Source organism: Flavobacterium sp. LHD-85, assembly GCF_030929595.1.
Taxonomy (GTDB): Bacteria; Bacteroidota; Bacteroidia; order Flavobacteriales; family Flavobacteriaceae; genus Flavobacterium.
On sequence record NZ_JAVFVR010000001.1, the window covers coordinates 1,041,311 to 1,058,530 of the forward strand.

The 17,220-nt window shown below is 32.5% G+C and carries 13 protein-coding genes; 6 read left to right on the forward strand and 7 right to left on the reverse strand.

All coding sequences use genetic code 11. The features are described from left to right. The first annotated feature begins 16 nt into the window (after positions 1 to 16). Complete coding sequence (locus RB618_RS04455) at positions 17 to 955, forward strand: L-threonine 3-dehydrogenase (RefSeq protein ID WP_111286321.1); 939 nt, start codon at positions 17 to 19, stop codon at positions 953 to 955. Between the two features lie 85 nt (positions 956 to 1,040). On the opposite strand, the gene RB618_RS04460 is transcribed toward RB618_RS04455, so the two are convergent. The 5 genes from RB618_RS04460 to RB618_RS04480 all read right to left on the reverse strand — a co-directional run bounded on the left by RB618_RS04460 (position 1,041) and on the right by RB618_RS04480 (position 6,043). Beyond that, on the reverse strand, positions 1,041 to 1,304 hold the full coding sequence (locus RB618_RS04460) for a hypothetical protein (RefSeq protein WP_308067656.1): 264 nt from the start codon (positions 1,302 to 1,304) through the stop codon (positions 1,041 to 1,043). Between the two features lie 2 nt (positions 1,305 to 1,306). Next, complete coding sequence (locus RB618_RS04465) at positions 1,307 to 1,753, reverse strand: hypothetical protein (protein WP_308067657.1); 447 nt, start codon at positions 1,751 to 1,753, stop codon at positions 1,307 to 1,309. Positions 1,754 to 1,762: 9 nt separating this feature from the next. Next, entirely contained in the window at positions 1,763 to 2,311 is a 549-nt protein-coding gene (locus RB618_RS04470) for a Panacea domain-containing protein (protein ID WP_308067658.1), read from the reverse strand. A 152-nt stretch (positions 2,312 to 2,463) separates the two neighbouring features. Next, positions 2,464 to 4,344 (reverse strand): M1 family metallopeptidase, encoded by a 1,881-nt coding sequence (locus tag RB618_RS04475; protein ID WP_308067659.1) that lies wholly within the window; start codon positions 4,342 to 4,344, stop codon positions 2,464 to 2,466. Between the two features lie 64 nt (positions 4,345 to 4,408). Continuing rightward, positions 4,409 to 6,043, reverse strand: a complete 1,635-nt coding sequence (locus tag RB618_RS04480; protein ID WP_308067660.1) for a S8 family peptidase — start codon at positions 6,041 to 6,043, stop codon at positions 4,409 to 4,411. 294 nt (positions 6,044 to 6,337) lie between these two features. Here RB618_RS04480 and RB618_RS04485 point away from each other — a divergent pair, with 294 nt between their 5' ends. Further along, entirely contained in the window at positions 6,338 to 11,896 is a 5,559-nt protein-coding gene (locus tag RB618_RS04485) for a T9SS type A sorting domain-containing protein (RefSeq protein WP_308067661.1), read from the forward strand. Positions 11,897 to 11,899: 3 nt separating this feature from the next. After that, positions 11,900 to 12,601, forward strand: coding sequence for a hypothetical protein (locus RB618_RS04490; RefSeq protein WP_308067662.1), 702 nt, complete (start codon positions 11,900 to 11,902; stop codon positions 12,599 to 12,601). A gap of 86 nt (positions 12,602 to 12,687) precedes the next feature. Here RB618_RS04490 and RB618_RS04495 read toward each other — a convergent pair whose 3' ends face one another. Then, positions 12,688 to 13,545 carry an MBL fold metallo-hydrolase gene (locus tag RB618_RS04495; protein ID WP_308067663.1) on the reverse strand — a complete coding sequence of 286 codons (858 nt, stop codon included), beginning with the start codon at positions 13,543 to 13,545 and terminating at the stop codon, positions 12,688 to 12,690. 73 nt (positions 13,546 to 13,618) lie between these two features. Next, entirely contained in the window at positions 13,619 to 14,539 is a 921-nt protein-coding gene (locus RB618_RS04500) for a hypothetical protein (RefSeq protein WP_308067664.1), read from the reverse strand. A 331-nt stretch (positions 14,540 to 14,870) separates the two neighbouring features. Between RB618_RS04500 and RB618_RS04505 the strand changes: the two genes are divergently transcribed. From RB618_RS04505 to RB618_RS04515, 3 genes are all read left to right on the forward strand, one after another. Next, positions 14,871 to 15,200 (forward strand): iron-sulfur cluster assembly accessory protein, encoded by a 330-nt coding sequence (locus tag RB618_RS04505; RefSeq protein ID WP_068841559.1) that lies wholly within the window; start codon positions 14,871 to 14,873, stop codon positions 15,198 to 15,200. Positions 15,201 to 15,275: 75 nt separating this feature from the next. Next, positions 15,276 to 16,724: a Fe-S cluster assembly protein SufB gene (gene sufB, locus RB618_RS04510; protein WP_308067665.1), complete on the forward strand. Its 1,449-nt coding sequence runs from the start codon at positions 15,276 to 15,278 to the stop codon at positions 16,722 to 16,724. A gap of 7 nt (positions 16,725 to 16,731) precedes the next feature. Beyond that, positions 16,732 to 17,220, forward strand: coding sequence for a flavodoxin family protein (locus tag RB618_RS04515; RefSeq protein ID WP_308067666.1), 489 nt, complete (start codon positions 16,732 to 16,734; stop codon positions 17,218 to 17,220).

A 17,220-nucleotide genomic window follows, 5' to 3' on the forward strand; every position in this document is an offset into this window, starting at 1 on the left:
TAAAATTCTCGGAAAAATGAATCCAAAAATATTGATCATTGGCGCTTGCGGACAGATCGGAACAGAGCTGACTCAAAAACTGCGCAAAATATACGGAACAGAAAACGTAATCGCTTCTGATATCCGAAAATTAAATACTGATGTTGTGAATTCAGGACCTTTTGAAGTAGTCAATGCTTTAGATTTTAATCAGATCGAACATTTGGTTGAAGTGCATAAAATTACCGACATCTATCTGATGGCTGCACTTTTATCTGCAACTGCCGAAAAAAATCCTGCTTTTGCGTGGGATTTAAATATGAATTCACTATTTCATGTTTTGAATTTAGCTAAAGCTAAAAAGATTCAGAAGATTTTCTGGCCTTCAAGTATCGCTGTTTTTGGACCAACAACTCCAAAAGAAAATACACCGCAATATACGGTAATGGAACCTTCTACAGTTTACGGAATCAGTAAACAAGCAGGCGAAAGATGGTGCGAATATTATCATAATATTTATGGTGTTGATGTTCGCAGTATTCGTTATCCAGGCTTAATTAGCTGGTCTACTCCTCCAGGAGGCGGAACTACAGATTATGCTGTAGATATTTTCTACAAAGCAATTGCCGATAAAAAATACGAATGCTTCTTGTCATCAGAAACTAAAATGCCAATGATGTATATGGATGATGCAATTGATGCGACTATTAACATCATGAAAGCACCGGCTGAAGAAATCAAAATACATTCTTCATACAATCTAGCTGCAATGAGTTTTACTCCAACTGAAATTGCTGCAGAAATCAAAAAACATATTCCTGAATTTGAAATTACTTATAATCCAGATTTCCGTCAGAAAATTGCGGACAGCTGGCCAGCAAGTATAGATGATGCTGAAGCAAGAAAAGACTGGGGATGGAATCATAAATTTGATTTGGAATCTATGACAAAAGATATGATTGAGCATTTGAGTTAAATTTTGATTATCATAAAAAAATAAAATCCCGTTTAGAAATTTCTAAACGGGATTTTATTTTTTATACAAACAACATGTATTATGATTACTTATTCGCATTAAAATATTCAATAAAAGAAGTAATTATTTCTTTATTTATTTCTCTAATTTGTTCGATTTGTTCTAAATTACAATTGTTTTCTTTGATATATTTATTTCCCAAATCTTTTAATACAATATCAGCTTCTTCCAAGACATCCCGAAAAATTATCAACCTCGTTTTATATTGACTTACTGTTCCATTATGAACAGGCATCAAATCTTTCTTATTCTCAACTGCTTTGTTTGCTATTTCTCTGTAATCTTCCATAATCAACTAAAATATAATTCAATCTCTTCGACTGTCAAAACACCTGACGTTTTTAATGCTAATGTAATTTGTGCGAGATCCTTTGCACAAATTTTTCCGATAACCTTACAAGATTTATCTTGTATTTTACTTTGGATATTCTCAGAAGATGATTTTATCGGAGAATTACATGATGCAAAAGAATCATGATGTAAAAATGGATTATCTGACTTTAGTATTGGAATTTGAAGGTCTAATAATTTTTTGTCCTTAGCAATAAAAGGATGAATACTAGAATTTATATATACCGAACATGTGTAAACAATATCCTGAGAAATTCCTATTACAATGAACATTTTTAAATGATCAATTCCTGGAAAATCATGTAGAAAAACATCTCCTTTACTCAATCCTGCATTAAATATTTTCTGCAATTCATCACCACCAAATAAATCTCTGAACTTACTCATTAATATTATCTATTGAAGATGGTTTTTTAACAAGTTTTGCTCTTTAAGGTAATCAATATAGCTTTCATCAGATTCAATTTCCTTTAAAATATCTACAAATGAAATAGCTGAATTATTAACCGTATTAATCCATGCTTCTCCATGCGATAACTCTCTAATTTCGTTCCATGACATATTTCCATATTTGTCTAAAGAAATATTCAATTGTTGCAAATCTGTTTGAGATAATTTATTTAGATTTGGCTCCGATTCTTCCTTTAATAAGCAACCTTCAACTACAGAAAAATATTTTGAAAAATGTCCGTTATCCTTAAAATAGCCATTACCTTTTACTGATTTAAAAATATCGTACAAATAAGAAGGAACTGGTCCATCATTCATCGCAATATAATTATCTCCTGTAATAGTTCTTCCGTACTTTAAAAGATGTTCTCTATCAGCAAAAAAAAGAATTTTAAAAATTTTATGAAAATCTTTTCTACTTAATTTTGTAAGAATGTAAAGAACTGCATTGATAGCTCTATCCTCATCAAATACTATTTTGAAATCTTTTATCATTTTACAAAGTTAATAATTTTTTAGAATTTTAAAAAGCAAGATATTCTTTGAAGGAAAAAGATTATATTTTAAATTGAGTTATTTAGCAGGAATAAAAAAATCCAAAGCCAGAAACCTGCTTTGGATTTTTTTATGTTTGAGATTGAGAATCTTTATTTCACTTCAAAAACATTATTTGCTTGTTTTACATCAGCCATTAATCCGCTTGGATCGATCGTGATTTTTTTGATTGACGTTTTGTTTTTGTCAATTGTAAAACTATAGTTTTGCTGTGCCCAAGCCCAGTCTTCTAAAACTGTTCTTTTTTCGTTCGGGTTTGGATTTGGTTTAATGAAATTCATCATTCTTAACGGAATATAGAATGTCTCAGATGTTCCGTCAGTATAATCTACTTTCAAATCAATTGGCATTGGCATTCTTCCAATTCTTTCTAAAGAAACTGTTGTTTTTCCTGCATTGTCAGCTACATCCTTAATTCCGTAATCGATCGTATTTAAGGTTTGTGTCCAATCTATTAAATACCAATCTAACTCCGCTCCAGAAACTCTTTCGGCTGTTCTTTTGATATCGTTTGGAGTTGGGTGTTTGAATTTGAAGTCGTTGAAATATCTTTTTAAAGTTGCATCAACATTCTCTTTTCCAATTACATATTCTAATTGAGAAAGGAAAAGACTTCCTTTAACATAAGAAGAAATGCTGTACGGACGGTTTTCATCGTAACGATCTCCGTGAGTTGTCTGTGGCTGTTCTTTACCAGAATTTACTAAACTGTAATACGCTTTGTAATTTCCAACAAAAGGGTTTACTTCTTTTTTATCCCCTTTTAATTCATTCAATGCACTGTCTTCGATATAAGTTGTAAAACCTTCATCCATCCAAGGGTGTTTTGATTCGTTTGAAGCTAAAATATGCTGGAACCAAGAATGTCCTAATTCGTGCGTTGCAGTTCCCAAAATTCCCTCAAGAGTTCCGTTTCCTAACATTAGAGTACACATTGCGTACTCCATTCCACCGTCTCCACCTTGAATAAATGAATATTGTTTGTACGGATAAGCTCCTACTCTCTGGTTGTAATACTCCATTACTTTAACCATTAAAGGCTCTAACTGTTTCCAGTTTGCAGTTGTTTTTTCGTTGTTTTTGTAGAAGAAATGCAAATCAACATCGTTTGGTCCTTTTACAATATCGTGTGTATATTCTTTATCGGCAGCCCATGTAAAATCGTGAACATTTGGCGCAATAAAATGCCATGTCAGCGTTTTTGTTTTTTTAGGATATGTAACAGTCACACCTGCATCTTGGTAACCGTGTCCAATAGAATTTTTGTCTTGCAAATATCCAGAACCACCAATTGTGTAGTCTTTGTCAATTGTAATTTTTACATCAAAATTACCCCAAACACCGTGAAATTCTCTTGCAATATAAGGATCTGCGTGCCATCCTTCAAAATCAAATTCGGCTAATTTTGGATACCATTGCGACATAGAAAGTTCTACTCCTTCAGAATTGTTTCTTCCAGAACGACGAATTTGAACTGGAACTTGTCCGTCAAAATCTAATGTAAAAGTTGTTTTAGAATTTGGAAGGATTGGTTTTGCCAAAGTCACTTCTAGGATTGTTCCTGAAACTCTTGTTTGAGCTGTAACACCGTCTTGTTTGAAGTTTGCAATTTTTAAATAACCAATTTCATTTGGTTTTAAAGTTTCAATACGGCTTTGCTTTACTTCTTTTCCGTCAGCTTGTTTTACTTTGTTTACCATTCTTCCGTCTGGATCTTTAATAAAATGAAGACGCGCATCCATTTCGCTTCCTGGTTGAAAAGCGTTTGGAAACAAATGATAGAATACTTTTCTCAGAGTATCAGAAGAATTGTTGGTATAAACCAATTCTTGTTTCCCTTTGTACTGATAGTTTTTTACGTCCATTGAAACCTCCATTTTATAGTCAGCGTGCTGCTGCCAATATGGGGCGCTTTGTGCAAAAGCTGAGTTAAAACCTAAACTTAGGAAAGAAAGTAAAATAATTTTTCGCATGTTTATATGTAATAGAAAATGGAAGAGCGTTAGCCCTTCCATCGGATTAATAGTGTATTATCGTTTATTTTTTAGACATCTTTTCTGCCATTAATAAGGCATTGTAAGCATTTACCATCTTAGCGGTTTTTGATGATTCTGAAGAAGAAACAGCTGCTGGTTTTTCTCCAGGATTTTCACTTTTTCCTAAAACTACCGTTGAAGGAAGCGCTACTCCAGAGTCCATCAAAATCTTTTTAACTTGAGCCGCTTTTAATTTTGGATAGTAAGAACGAATTAAAGCCGCAACACCTGCTGCATTTGGAGATGCCATTGATGTTCCTTGCAAATACTTGTATTTATTGTTCGGAACTGTTGCATAAATTTCTTCACCTGGAGCAAAAACGTCTACGTTTATTTTTCCAAAGTTTGAAAATGAAGCGACAACATTTTCTCCGTATGATTTATTAATTGCTCCAATTGTAATTAAATTATCTGCAAATTCTTTTATGTTGTCTTTAGAATCATTTGGATAATTAATGTTTTTAGTTTCATCAATATTGTAACCGTCGTTACCTGCAGCATGAACAATTAAAACATCTTTTTTGGCCGCATAAGCAATCGCATCATAAACCCATTGTTTGTGCGGAGAGAAGCTTTTTCCGAAACTTCCGTTGATTACTTTTGCTCCATTGTCTACTGCATAACGAATTGCCAATGCAATATCTTTATCGTACTCATCTCCATCTGGCACTGCTCTCACTGTTAAGATTTCAACGTTTGTAGCTACTCCGTCTCCTCCTAAATTATTTCCTCTAACTTGAGCGATAATTCCGGCAACGTGAGTTCCGTGAAGTGCTTTTTCTTTATCTGGACCAAAAACTACATTATTACCATAATGGTTGTTTTTAATGTCTTCTGGATTGTCACCTACGATCTTTCTTCCGTCGTAATCTTTGTTTAAGTTATATTTTAACTGATCTTCAACTTGTTCACTATATTCAGTTAATTCAGATTCTGGATTAAAAGTTGGGCCTGCATTTGTGAAAATCTGAGTCATAATTTTTTTACTTTGTAAAACTTTTGCATCTACAGAAGTAATTTTGCTTAAATCTTCAATTTTATAATCTGCTTTATTAAGCTCTTTTTTGATTGTATTGTGAACATCAAGTAAAAAATCTGCTTGCTGTTTGTCTTCAAGAGCCTCTTCATACTTTTTAGTATATTCTGCTAAAGCAGCTTTGTATTCTGCAGAACCATCATCTGCCTTTTTAACGATACGTGTCAATTCTAGATTTTCATGAACCGCATCTCCAAGGAAATTCCATCCGTGAACATCGTCTATAAATCCGTTTTTATCATCGTCGATTCCGTTTCCTGGGATTTCTTTTTTATTCGTCCAGATCATTCCTTGTAAATCTTCATGCTCAATATCAACACCAGAATCTACAATCCCTACAATTACTTTCTGCCCTTTTTTACCTTGCAGTAATTCAGCATAAGCTCTGTCAACACTCATTCCTGGAATTGAGTCTTTTATTAGATCAAGATGGCTCCATCTTTTTAATTCATTTTCGCTAACTGGCGCTTTTTTTACAACTGCAGCCGGCGCTGTAATAAACTCTTTTGAAGTAGAAACCTGCGCCTGAACTGTAGCGCTACATCCTGCTAAAACAAGCAATGCAAAAGCAGATAATTTAATAGGTTTTATATGACTCATGTATCTGTAATATTAAGTAAAGTTAAAAGATGGGTCTAAATTATGCTTTTTTGTTACAAAAAACTAACTGTTAACAATGTGTTATGAAATTTTGACGAAAAATACTGAAAACCAAAATTCCCTCAAAAATTTACCATTCAAATCATTATAAATGTAATTGTATTCATTCAAAAATGTACTTACAATGCTTTGAACGGTAAAAAAATCAACAAATAATATAGTCATTACGGCTTCACGTAAGGTTTCTCCGTTTAAATCTTCTATACTTGCGCGACCTAATCCTAAATTTATTCTATGAAGACAAAACTACTCTTATTGCTATTATTGGCAAGTTTTTCTAATTACGCGCAAACCAATTTAGTCAAGAATGGCGGGCTTGAAGCTTGGGGAGGAACCTTTTCCCCTACCAACTGGACTGTCACTAATTCTGTGTATCAAAATTACGAATTTGCGCACAAATCGTACAATGCAAAATTAGCCTATACCACTTTATCACCTAAACTAACGACCCTAGTACCAATGAAACCGGGCGTTACTTATACTGTAAAGTTTAAATACAAATATGTTTCTGCCAATTATAGCGGACAGCATCCTATTGCATTAAACATATCACAAAATGGGAGCGCAAGCACTATTTCTACAAGTGCTTTTGCAACAAACAATTTATGGACTGAAAAAGTAACTGAATTTACTGCAGATTCTGACTTATCATACAATTTATCTATTTCTACTTTTAGTTTTGATGGACAACCTTTTGAGGTTTTAATTGATGCTGTTCAGGTCTATGTTAAGGGTACAGAACAATATACTTCTATTCCTAGTGTTAATTTTGAAAACAAATTAATTGAGCTTGGTTATGATTTTGCTCCAACCGATGGCAGAGTGCCAACTATTAACATTACTGAATTACTTTCTTTAGATCTTTCAAATACTGCTATAGTCGACTTAACGGGTATTCAAGATTTTGTCTCTTTAGTTTCTCTAAACTGTCACCAGGCCAAATTAACCGATTTAGATATTCGTAAAAATACTAAACTGCTTAGATTAGATTGTCACGGCAATAGTTTAAAAACTTTAGATGTTAGTCAAAATACTGCCTTAACTCTTTTAGACTGTGGTAATAATTCATTAACAAGTCTTGATCTTAGCTCAAATATAGCTCTTGAGTATTTACAATGTGACAACAATGGCGGACAGAGTAATAAATTCTCAGCACTAGATCTTTCTAAAAATATCAACCTAAAAGAATTAAATGTTAGAGGCATTGGTTTACCAGATCTAGATATTAAAAAAAATACTGCACTAAAAAAACTAAACATTAGTGGAAATAATCTGACGTCTATAGACCTATCATTGAATACGGCACTGGAAACTTTACTTGCTGAAGGCAGTAAATTAACGGTTTTAGATGTAAGCAAAAACAAACAGTTAAAAGATTTAGATTGCGATTCTAACCAATTAACTTCGTTAGATGTTAGCAATAATAACGCTTTGCTTTTTTTAAGCTGCTCTAATAATAAGTTAAGCAGTCTAAATTTGAAAAACGGAAATAATGCAAATTTTTCAAAAACCCGAGGCGTCTATTTTCAGGAATTTGATGGTAATTATGGTCTAGATTACTATGCTTCTCTAAAATACAATCCAAGCCTAACTTGCATTCAAGTAGACGACGTTACTTTTGCACAAACAAATTTGTCTGACATAAAAGATAATGGAACTTATTTTACATCACTAGATTGCAGTCTTTCTACTATAATTCTAGATCCAAAATTTGAAGATAAATTAATTGCTCTACAGATTGATAAAGACGGAAAAAATGGTGCGGTCTTAACTTCGAGTATTAGTACAGTTACTTCGCTAAATGTCTCGAATAGTTCAATTTCAGATTTAACGGGTATAGAAGGCTTTACTTCTTTATTAAATTTAAATGCCTCTGGAAATACTCTGAAAAAAATAGATATTTCTAAAAACACAGCTTTAACGACCTTAAATACTGCTGGAAATCCTAATTTAACTTGTATCAAGGTTGCCGATCTTGCTGCTGTGGCAAATTGGAATGTCACAAAAGATGCTATAACAAACTTTAGTCTTGACTGTAATGTTTATACACTTATTCCTGATTCTAACTTTGAAGATTATCTTATTTCTCTAAGTCTTGACAGAGATGGAAAAAATGGGAAAGTGATCACAGAAAATATTGAAAATCTTACTCTATTAGATCTTAGTGGAAGAAATATTTCTGATTTAACAGGAATTCAAGATTTTAAATCCCTAACATTCTTACGTGCAGATCGCAATAAACTGACCAAAATTAATGTATCTAATAATACTGCTTTAACATCATTAAATGTAAGCTCTAATAGTTTAACAGATCTTGATGTCTCCGCAAATACTGCTTTAACAAATTTAGATTTTAGTTGGAATTTGATCTCAAATATCAATGTTACAAAAAATACAGAATTAAAGTCATTAACGGTTTACACAAATAAACTTACCAATATAGATCTTTCTCAAAATACAAAGTTGTCTTATTTTGATGTCCAATCAAATTCTCTTGTTGCCTTAGATGTTTCTAAAAATACAGAATTGACATCATTAATTTGCATTAGCAACCAGATTAGAACATTGGATCTTTCTAAAAACACCAAATTATTTCAAGCTGTATTAGGCCAAAATAAATTAGTAAATCTGAATCTTAAAAACGGTAACAATACTCTGCTGACAGGATCTTTCTTTATGACAGGAAACCCAGATTTAACCTGTATTCAAGTAGATGATGTTGCTTACGCTAATAAAAATTGGGCAGATAAAAAAGATGCTACGGCAGTCTACTCTTCATCTGCATGTTCAATTGTTGTTCCGTACACTTTAATTCCAGATTCAAGTTTTGAAGACAAATTAATTGCACTTCAAATCGACAAAGATGGTAAGAATGGAAAAGTGGAAACAATGAATATTGCCTTGTTAACTACATTAAATGTCTCTAGTAGCAATATTAAAGATTTAACTGGAATTGCAGACTTTGTTTCATTGACTTCATTAGAATGCAACGATAATCAATTGAAAACACTTAATGTTTCAAAAAATACTAATTTGACAAAATTAAATGCAAGCAAAAATCAATTGACAACTTTGGATGTATCTACCAATGTCTTGTTAAATGATTTAAACATTAGCAACAATGCATTTACAAGTGTAAACTTTTTCTACAACCCTCGTTTAAGTCGTTTAAATTGCAGCAATAACGCCCTAACATCATTAAGTGTTTCTGACAAAACAAATCTTACTGCTTTAAGTGCTAGTTTTAATAAAATTAGAAACTTAGATGTTTCTAAAAATACAAAGCTAAAGGAATTAGATTGTGCTTCTAATGACATGTATAATCTAAACTTACAGAATGGAAACAACGTAAATATGCAAGGTATGATTTACGGAAATTTCTCAGAAAACCCTAATCTACTTTGTATTCAAGTTGATGATGCGGCATTTTCTAACGAAAAATGGATTGCTAAAGATGCGATAGCCTCTTACTCAACCGAAGCATGCGGAAATCATACTGGTTATACAACAATTCCTGATACTAAATTTGAAGATAAATTAATCGCTCTTAAAATTGACAAAGACGGAAAAAACGGAAAAGTTGCTACGATGAGTATTGCTGCTGTGATAGATTTGAATATTTCAAATAGTGAAATTACAGATCTAACTGGTATTACAGATTTTACTTCATTAAATTCATTAGACTTTAGCAACAATGCATTGACAAAAATCGATTTGTCAAAAAATCTTGCTCTAACAAATTTAAATGCCACTAAAAATCAGTTAGGTGTTCTTGATGTTTCTAAAAACACAAAACTGGCTACATTAAGCGCAAGTTTCAATAAAATTGAAACTCTAGATGTATCTAAAAATACGCTTCTGAAAGAATTAGATTGTGCAGGAAACAATATGTATAATTTGAATTTAAAGAATGGCAATAACGTAAACATGCAAAGAATGATTTTTGGAAATTTTACTGAAAATCCTAATTTGCTTTGTATTCAAGTTGATGACGCAGCATTTTCTAATCAAAACTGGATAGCTAAAGATGCAACTGCAACTTATTCTTCTCAAGCTTGCCCTGTGAACCTGAGATACACATTAATTCCAGATCCAAATTTTGAAAAATTATTAATTGCCAGCAAAATTGATACTGATGGTGAAAATGGAAAAGTTCTAACCTCAAATATTTCAAAAATAACATATTTGAATCTTAACGATGCTACAATAAAAGTGTCTGATTTAACAGGTATACAAGATTTTACATCTTTATCAACTTTATATTGCTATTCTGCTTCATTAACATCTTTAGATTTATCTAAAAACGTAAACTTGACAATGGTTGACTTTTCAACTAATAAATTAACGTCTGTAGATTTATCTGCTAACACCAATTTAACAACCATAGTAGCATACAATAATCAATTAACAAGTTTAGACGTTTCTAAAAACACTGCTTTAAAATCTTTAAGTGTTTACAAAAACAAATTAACCAGCTTAAATATTTCTAAAAACACAGCATTAACAAGTTTAGACGCTTCTAGCAATCAAATAAGCAACTTAGATATTAGTGCAAATACAAATCTAACAAAAATAGATGTCTATAATAATCAGCTAACTTCTTTAGATTTTTCTAAGAATCTGCTTTTAAAAGAAGTAAGAATTAGCGGTAATAAGTTCGAGAGCATAAATGTATCTAATCTTAACGCTCTAGTATCATTTGCAGCAAGTGAAAATCTACTAACTGCAATTGATCTTTCTCGAAATACCGGATTACTTTCTCTTGATGTTTCTATTAACAAATTAAGCGCGATTGATGTTTCGTCTAATACTGCTCTTACCGCTCTAAGTGTTTCGAATAATCAATTAAAAACTTTAGATATCACAAAAAACAAAGCTTTGGTTGGTCTTTATGCAAATAATAACCAACTAACAAGTTTGGATATGAGAAATGGAAAAAACACATTGATCCAAAATTACAATTTATCACTTGGCACTAATCCACAATTATATTGCATTCTTGTTGACGATGTTACTTATTCAAATGCCAATTGGTCTTCTAGAAAAGATGCAATTGCCAAATACAACACAGAATGTACTGGCGAATTAATTTTGGCTTCAAACAACTTTACTGTAGAAACTAAAGGGGAATCTTGTTTAGGTGAAAATAATGGCGAGATCAGCATTGTTGGAAAAGCTTCGTTTGCTTACAATGCGATGATAAACGACAAATCGTACGCGTTTACAAACAATGCTTTAAAAGTTACGGCATTAACTCCAGGAGTTTACAAAATCAAGATTACTATTCCTGAGACCATTTTTGAGCAAACTTTTAATGTAACCATTCAGAAAGGAGCAACTATTACAGGAAAATCTGAGGTAAGTGCTAAAAATGTAAATGTTGAAATTACGGAAGGAACCGCTCCTTTTACAGTATTTGTTGATGGTGCAGAGCAATTCCAGACAACAGACAGCAATTTTACAGTTTCTCTTGATAAAGCTGGTTTAGTTGAAGTGGCAACAGCAAAAGCTTGTGAAGGTGTTTTTGCTAAAAAAGTTACTTCTTATGAATTAGGAACAATACTTTCGGCTTATCCAAATCCTACTTCTGGCAGTATCGAAATCGAAATTCCTAATGCAAAAACTGAAGTTTTAATTGAATTATACAACTTTGGAGGTCAATTAGTTTCTAAAGGAAATTACAATACCGAAAGTGGTAGAGCAATTTTAAATCTTGAAAATTTACCATCAGGAATTTATGCTGCTAAAATTTATTTGGAAACTCCTGAGTACATTAAAATCATAAAAAAATAAAAAATGAAGAATTCTATATACCTCTCAATAATCTGTTTAATATTTGCAGCCTGTGGAAGCGGAGGTGGAGATGATCCCGTTACTCCCCCAGCAACAAACACAGCTCCTACCGCACCTGTATTGAGCATACCTGCAGACAATAAATTATGTTTAGACAATAATGTTTCTTTTCAGTGGAATGCTTCAACTGATGAACAAAAAGATGCTATTGTTTATCAGATTCAAATTGCAAAAGACAATGCATTTGCTCAAATCGTGAATACTCTTGATAATTCATCTCTTTCTACAAGTGCTTTAGCATTAGAAAAAAACACGGCTTATTATTGGAGAGTAAAAGCAACAGATGCCAAAGGATTATCTAGTGCTTATTCTTCAACATTCAAGTTTTATACTGCTGGTACAGCTGTTGTAAATCATTTGCCATTTGCTCCAGAAATAATATCTCCAGCAATCAATGCGGCCTTGAGCACATCGACTGCAACTTTAACTTGGAATGCTTCTGATGTTGATCTATCCGATGTTCTTACTTATGATGTTTATTTTGGAACTGCAAATCCGCCAACAGCAAAAGTAAGCGAGAATGCAAGTTCAAAATCATTTGAAGTTGCGCTTCAGCCCACTACACTGTATTACTGGAAAGTAGTTGTCAAAGACAATAAAGGTGGTGAAACCGTAGGCCAAGTTTGGAAATTTAAAACCAACTAAGCTTAAAAATTACAATTAGTTAAATCAAGAATCCCATTTTCAATAAAATGAAAATGGGATTTTTTTATGTTTAATATTTGTTTCTTCTAAAGTATTTCGTCGCAAGTAAAAACCTCTTTCAATCGAACACCTTTTTCGGTATGTTCCACTGTTATAATTTGATTATGCGCATCGTGTTCCAAAAATAAATAATGATTTTGGTCTGCTGCCAAATTCAAGAATTTAGATTTCTCAGGCATTGTTAACAAAGGCCTTGTGTCATAACCCATCACATACGGAAGCGGAATATGTCCCGCTGTTGCCAATAAATCGGCGCAAAAAACAATCGTTTTATCTTGGTATTTTATATACGGAATCATCTGTTTTTCGGTATGCCCATCAACATAGTAAATTTCAAAACCAAGTTCTTTTGCAAAGCCAAAATCAGATTCAGGTCTGTCAATAAAACTTAATTGACCGCTTTCCTGCATTGGCAAAATATTTTCAGACAAAAAAGAAGCTTTTTCGCGTGCATTGGGTTTTGTTGCCCATTCCCAATGATTTTCGTTTGTCCAGAATTTAGCGTTCTTAAAAGCTGGTTCGTAACCTGTTTTATCAGCATTCCATTGCACACTTCCTCCACAATGATCAAAATGAAGATGCGTCATAAAAACGTCTGTAATATCATCTCTATTAAAACCATATTTTGCTAAAGACTTATCTAAAGAATGAGAACCCCAAAGCGAGTAATATCCAAAAAACTTTTCTGATTGCTTATCGCCCATTCCTGTGTCAATTAAAATAAGACGATTACCATCTTCGATCAATAAACAGCGTGCAGCAATATCAATTAGATTATTGGCATCGGCAGGATTGGTTTTATTCCAAATGGTTTTAGGAACAACGCCAAACATAGCGCCTCCATCTAACTTAAAATTTCCAGATTCTATTGGGTAAAGTTTCATGAGAGTGATTTTCTAAAACAACAAAGCTAGAAAATTCAAACTCCTTTTGCTAAATTTTAAAGCCAAAAAACTTTTATTCTAATGTAACCGAAGTGCTTCCCATTATTTCCTGCTTATCAAAGTAATTCACAAAATAAGTTCCTTTTTTAAACTGGTCAGCATTTAAAATTCCGTAAGCATTTACCGATTTACCTTGAAAATCGGTGCTTACTATAAAACTATAAACAAGCGCTTTATCATTACCAAATTCAATTAACTTATTATCGCCTAGAACGGTGTTTTTCTGATCTAAAACCTGAACATAAAAAACTTTTCTTCCTGTCTTTGCAACAGCATTTCCGTTAACGGTAAAACTAATTTTAAGTTTCTTAGTATTCTTCGCCTTGGTCGTTTCCAATTCAGCTCCAGAATTTTTTTCACGAAGTGCAATGGCTTTAAAATTGCTTAAATACAATTTTGAAGCATCTTTTAAAGTCGATTCTAACTTTTTTTGTTTAGAGACCAAAGTGTCATTTTCTACTTTTTGATTGTACATGACAACATTCTGGCTTTCTATTTCTGTCAATAAATTTTTATTCTGAGATTTCAGCTTTTTAATTTCCTGAACCCTATTTTCCAATGATGCATTTAAATCTGAAAGCTGATTTCGATAAACTCTAATCTGTTCCGCCGATGGATTATTAGAAGCTTTAATAATAGCTGCTAAATTTTCAACATTTTTACGCTCTAACTCTAATTCTTTAGACAAAGCTGTTTTTTCTAAAATAGCCTGATCATATGCTTTTTTTAATGCATTTAAAGAATCTAAAATATTCTTTTGCTCACTTGTTTCTTTACTTTCAAATGAGATTATATTGGCAATACTTTCCTCTTTAGCTTCACTATTATTCTTATCAGGTTCACTGCTAAAAACCAAGACTACAGCACCTACTCCTAAAACAAAAATTATAGCAAACAAGGGTTTAAACCACTTTATTTCATTTTGTTTTTTCATAATTACTCCTAATTTTCTGCAAAAATATTGAATAAAAAATGGTTATAATCAGTAGAAATACTTGTTTTTTAACATTTAGGAGCGATATTTGCAGCTTAATTCTAAAAAGGAGTTCCTTTTGAAATTTTAGAACTATTTCAAAGTCGATTTTATCAAAATAAGTATTATCTATTTTCTCATTTGTTATAATAATGTGAACCGTTATGGAAAAAGGTTTTTAAGTCGTATCTTTGCAGATAATTTCTATTTAACATTGAAAATTAGCGTTTTAAATCTGTAATAAATTCATTACAGACAAAAAATGTTCATTAAAAACAAACATCTAAGAACAATGATAAAAGTTTCTGATACTGCCAAAAAGAAAATCATCGACCTGATGACTGATGATGGTTTTGACGCCGCAAGCGACTACGTAAGAGTAGGCGTAAAAAGCGGTGGATGCTCTGGTTTGTCTTATGATTTAAAATTTGACAAAACCAAAGGAGATGACGACAAAATATTCGTTGACAACGACATACAAATTGCTGTAGAAAAAAAATCATTCCTTTATTTAGCCGGAACAATTTTAGAATTCTCTGGGGGACTAAACGGAAAAGGATTTGTTTTCAATAACCCTAACGCAAGCAGAACTTGCGGATGTGGAGAATCATTTTCTCTTTAAATCAAAAAAATAAAAGCCTTAAAGTCTTTATGAGGAAATTGACTTTTAATCTTTAAGACAACATTAAAAAATATAATGAGCAAATACACCGAAGACGATTTAAAGATCGAACTGGAAACTAAAGAATATGAGTACGGATTTTATACCAATATAGAATCTGAGACTTTCCCTATTGGCTTAAACGAAGAAATTGTAAGAGCTATTTCTCTTAAAAAAGAAGAACCTGAATGGATGACCGAATGGCGTATCGAGGCTTTCCGTGCTTGGAAAGAAATGATCGAGCCAGAATGGGCAAACGTACGTTATGAAAAACCAGATTTTCAGGCAATTTCATATTATTCAGCTCCAAAACAAGTAGATCCTAATAAAACTCTAGACGATGTTGATCCAGAATTATTAGAGATGTACAAAAAGTTAGGAATTTCTATCGACGAACAAAAAAAGATGAACAATGTTGCTATGGATATTGTGGTCGATTCTGTTTCGGTAGCAACAACTTTCAAGAAAACTTTAGCAGAAAAAGGAATTATTTTCTGTCCAATTTCTGAAGCTATTAAAGAACATCCTGAATTAGTAAAAAAATATTTAGGAACTGTTGTACCTCAAAAAGACAACTTCTATGCGGCATTAAACTCAGCGGTTTTCTCTGACGGAAGTTTCTGTTATATTCCAAAAGGTGTAAAATGCCCAATGGAACTTTCAACGTATTTCAGAATCAATCAAGCGGGAACCGGACAATTCGAAAGAACTCTAGTTATTGCTGACGAAGGAAGCTACGTTTCTTACCTTGAAGGATGTACTGCTCCAAGCCGTGACGAAAATCAATTACACGCTGCTGTAGTTGAATTGATCGCTTTGGATGATGCTGAAATTAAATATTCTACAGTTCAAAACTGGTTCCCTGGAAACAAAGAAGGAAAAGGTGGAGTTTACAACTTCGTTACAAAAAGAGGTTTATGCGAAACAAACGCTAAAATTTCTTGGACACAGGTTGAAACAGGTTCTGCTGTAACTTGGAAATATCCTTCTTGTATATTAAAAGGAGATAATTCAGTAGGAGAATTTTATTCTATTGCTGTAACAAATAATTTCCAACAAGCAGATACTGGAACAAAAATGATCCATTTAGGAAAAAACACTAAATCGACAATCATTTCTAAAGGTATTTCGGCTGGAAAATCACAAAATAGCTACCGTGGTTTAGTGCAAATCTCGCCAAGAGCTGAAAACGCAAGAAACTTTTCTCAATGTGACTCATTATTAATGGGTAACAATTGCGGTGCGCATACTTTCCCATACATCGAAAGTAAAAATCCATCTGCAAAAATTGAGCACGAAGCAACTACAAGTAAAATTGGAGAAGATCAAGTTTTCTATTGCAACCAAAGAGGTATTCCGACTGAAAAAGCGATTGCCTTAATTGTAAACGGTTTCAGTAAAGACGTCTTGAACAAACTTCCAATGGAATTTGCTGTTGAAGCTCAAAAATTATTAGAGATTTCTTTAGAAGGATCTGTAGGTTAATTTAAAGATGCAAAACAAAAAAGTCATCATTTTAGGTTCATCCAGAAAAAATGGAAACACAACAAAAATTGTGGACCAAATTTCGAAGGAACAGCATATTGATGTAGTTAATTTAAGTGATTATAATATTTCCTATTATGATTACGAAAGCAAAAATTTAGGTGATGATTTTTTGCCTCTAATAAGAGGAATTATCGAAAAGTATGATACTTTAATTTTTGCAACGCCCATTTATTGGTATAATATGAGCGCAATTATGAAGGTCTTTTTCGACAGGATTTCAGATTTAATCCGAATTGAAAAAGAAACTGGAAGAAAACTAAGAGGAAAAAAAATCGGAGTGATATCAAATTCTCACGATGATGAAACTGACGAAAGTTTTTACATTCCGTTTCAAAAATCTGCCGATTATTTAGGCATGGAATATTTAGGACACGCGCATTTTAATGCCAACATCCTAAACCAAACAACAAAAATAGAATTGACATTTATATAA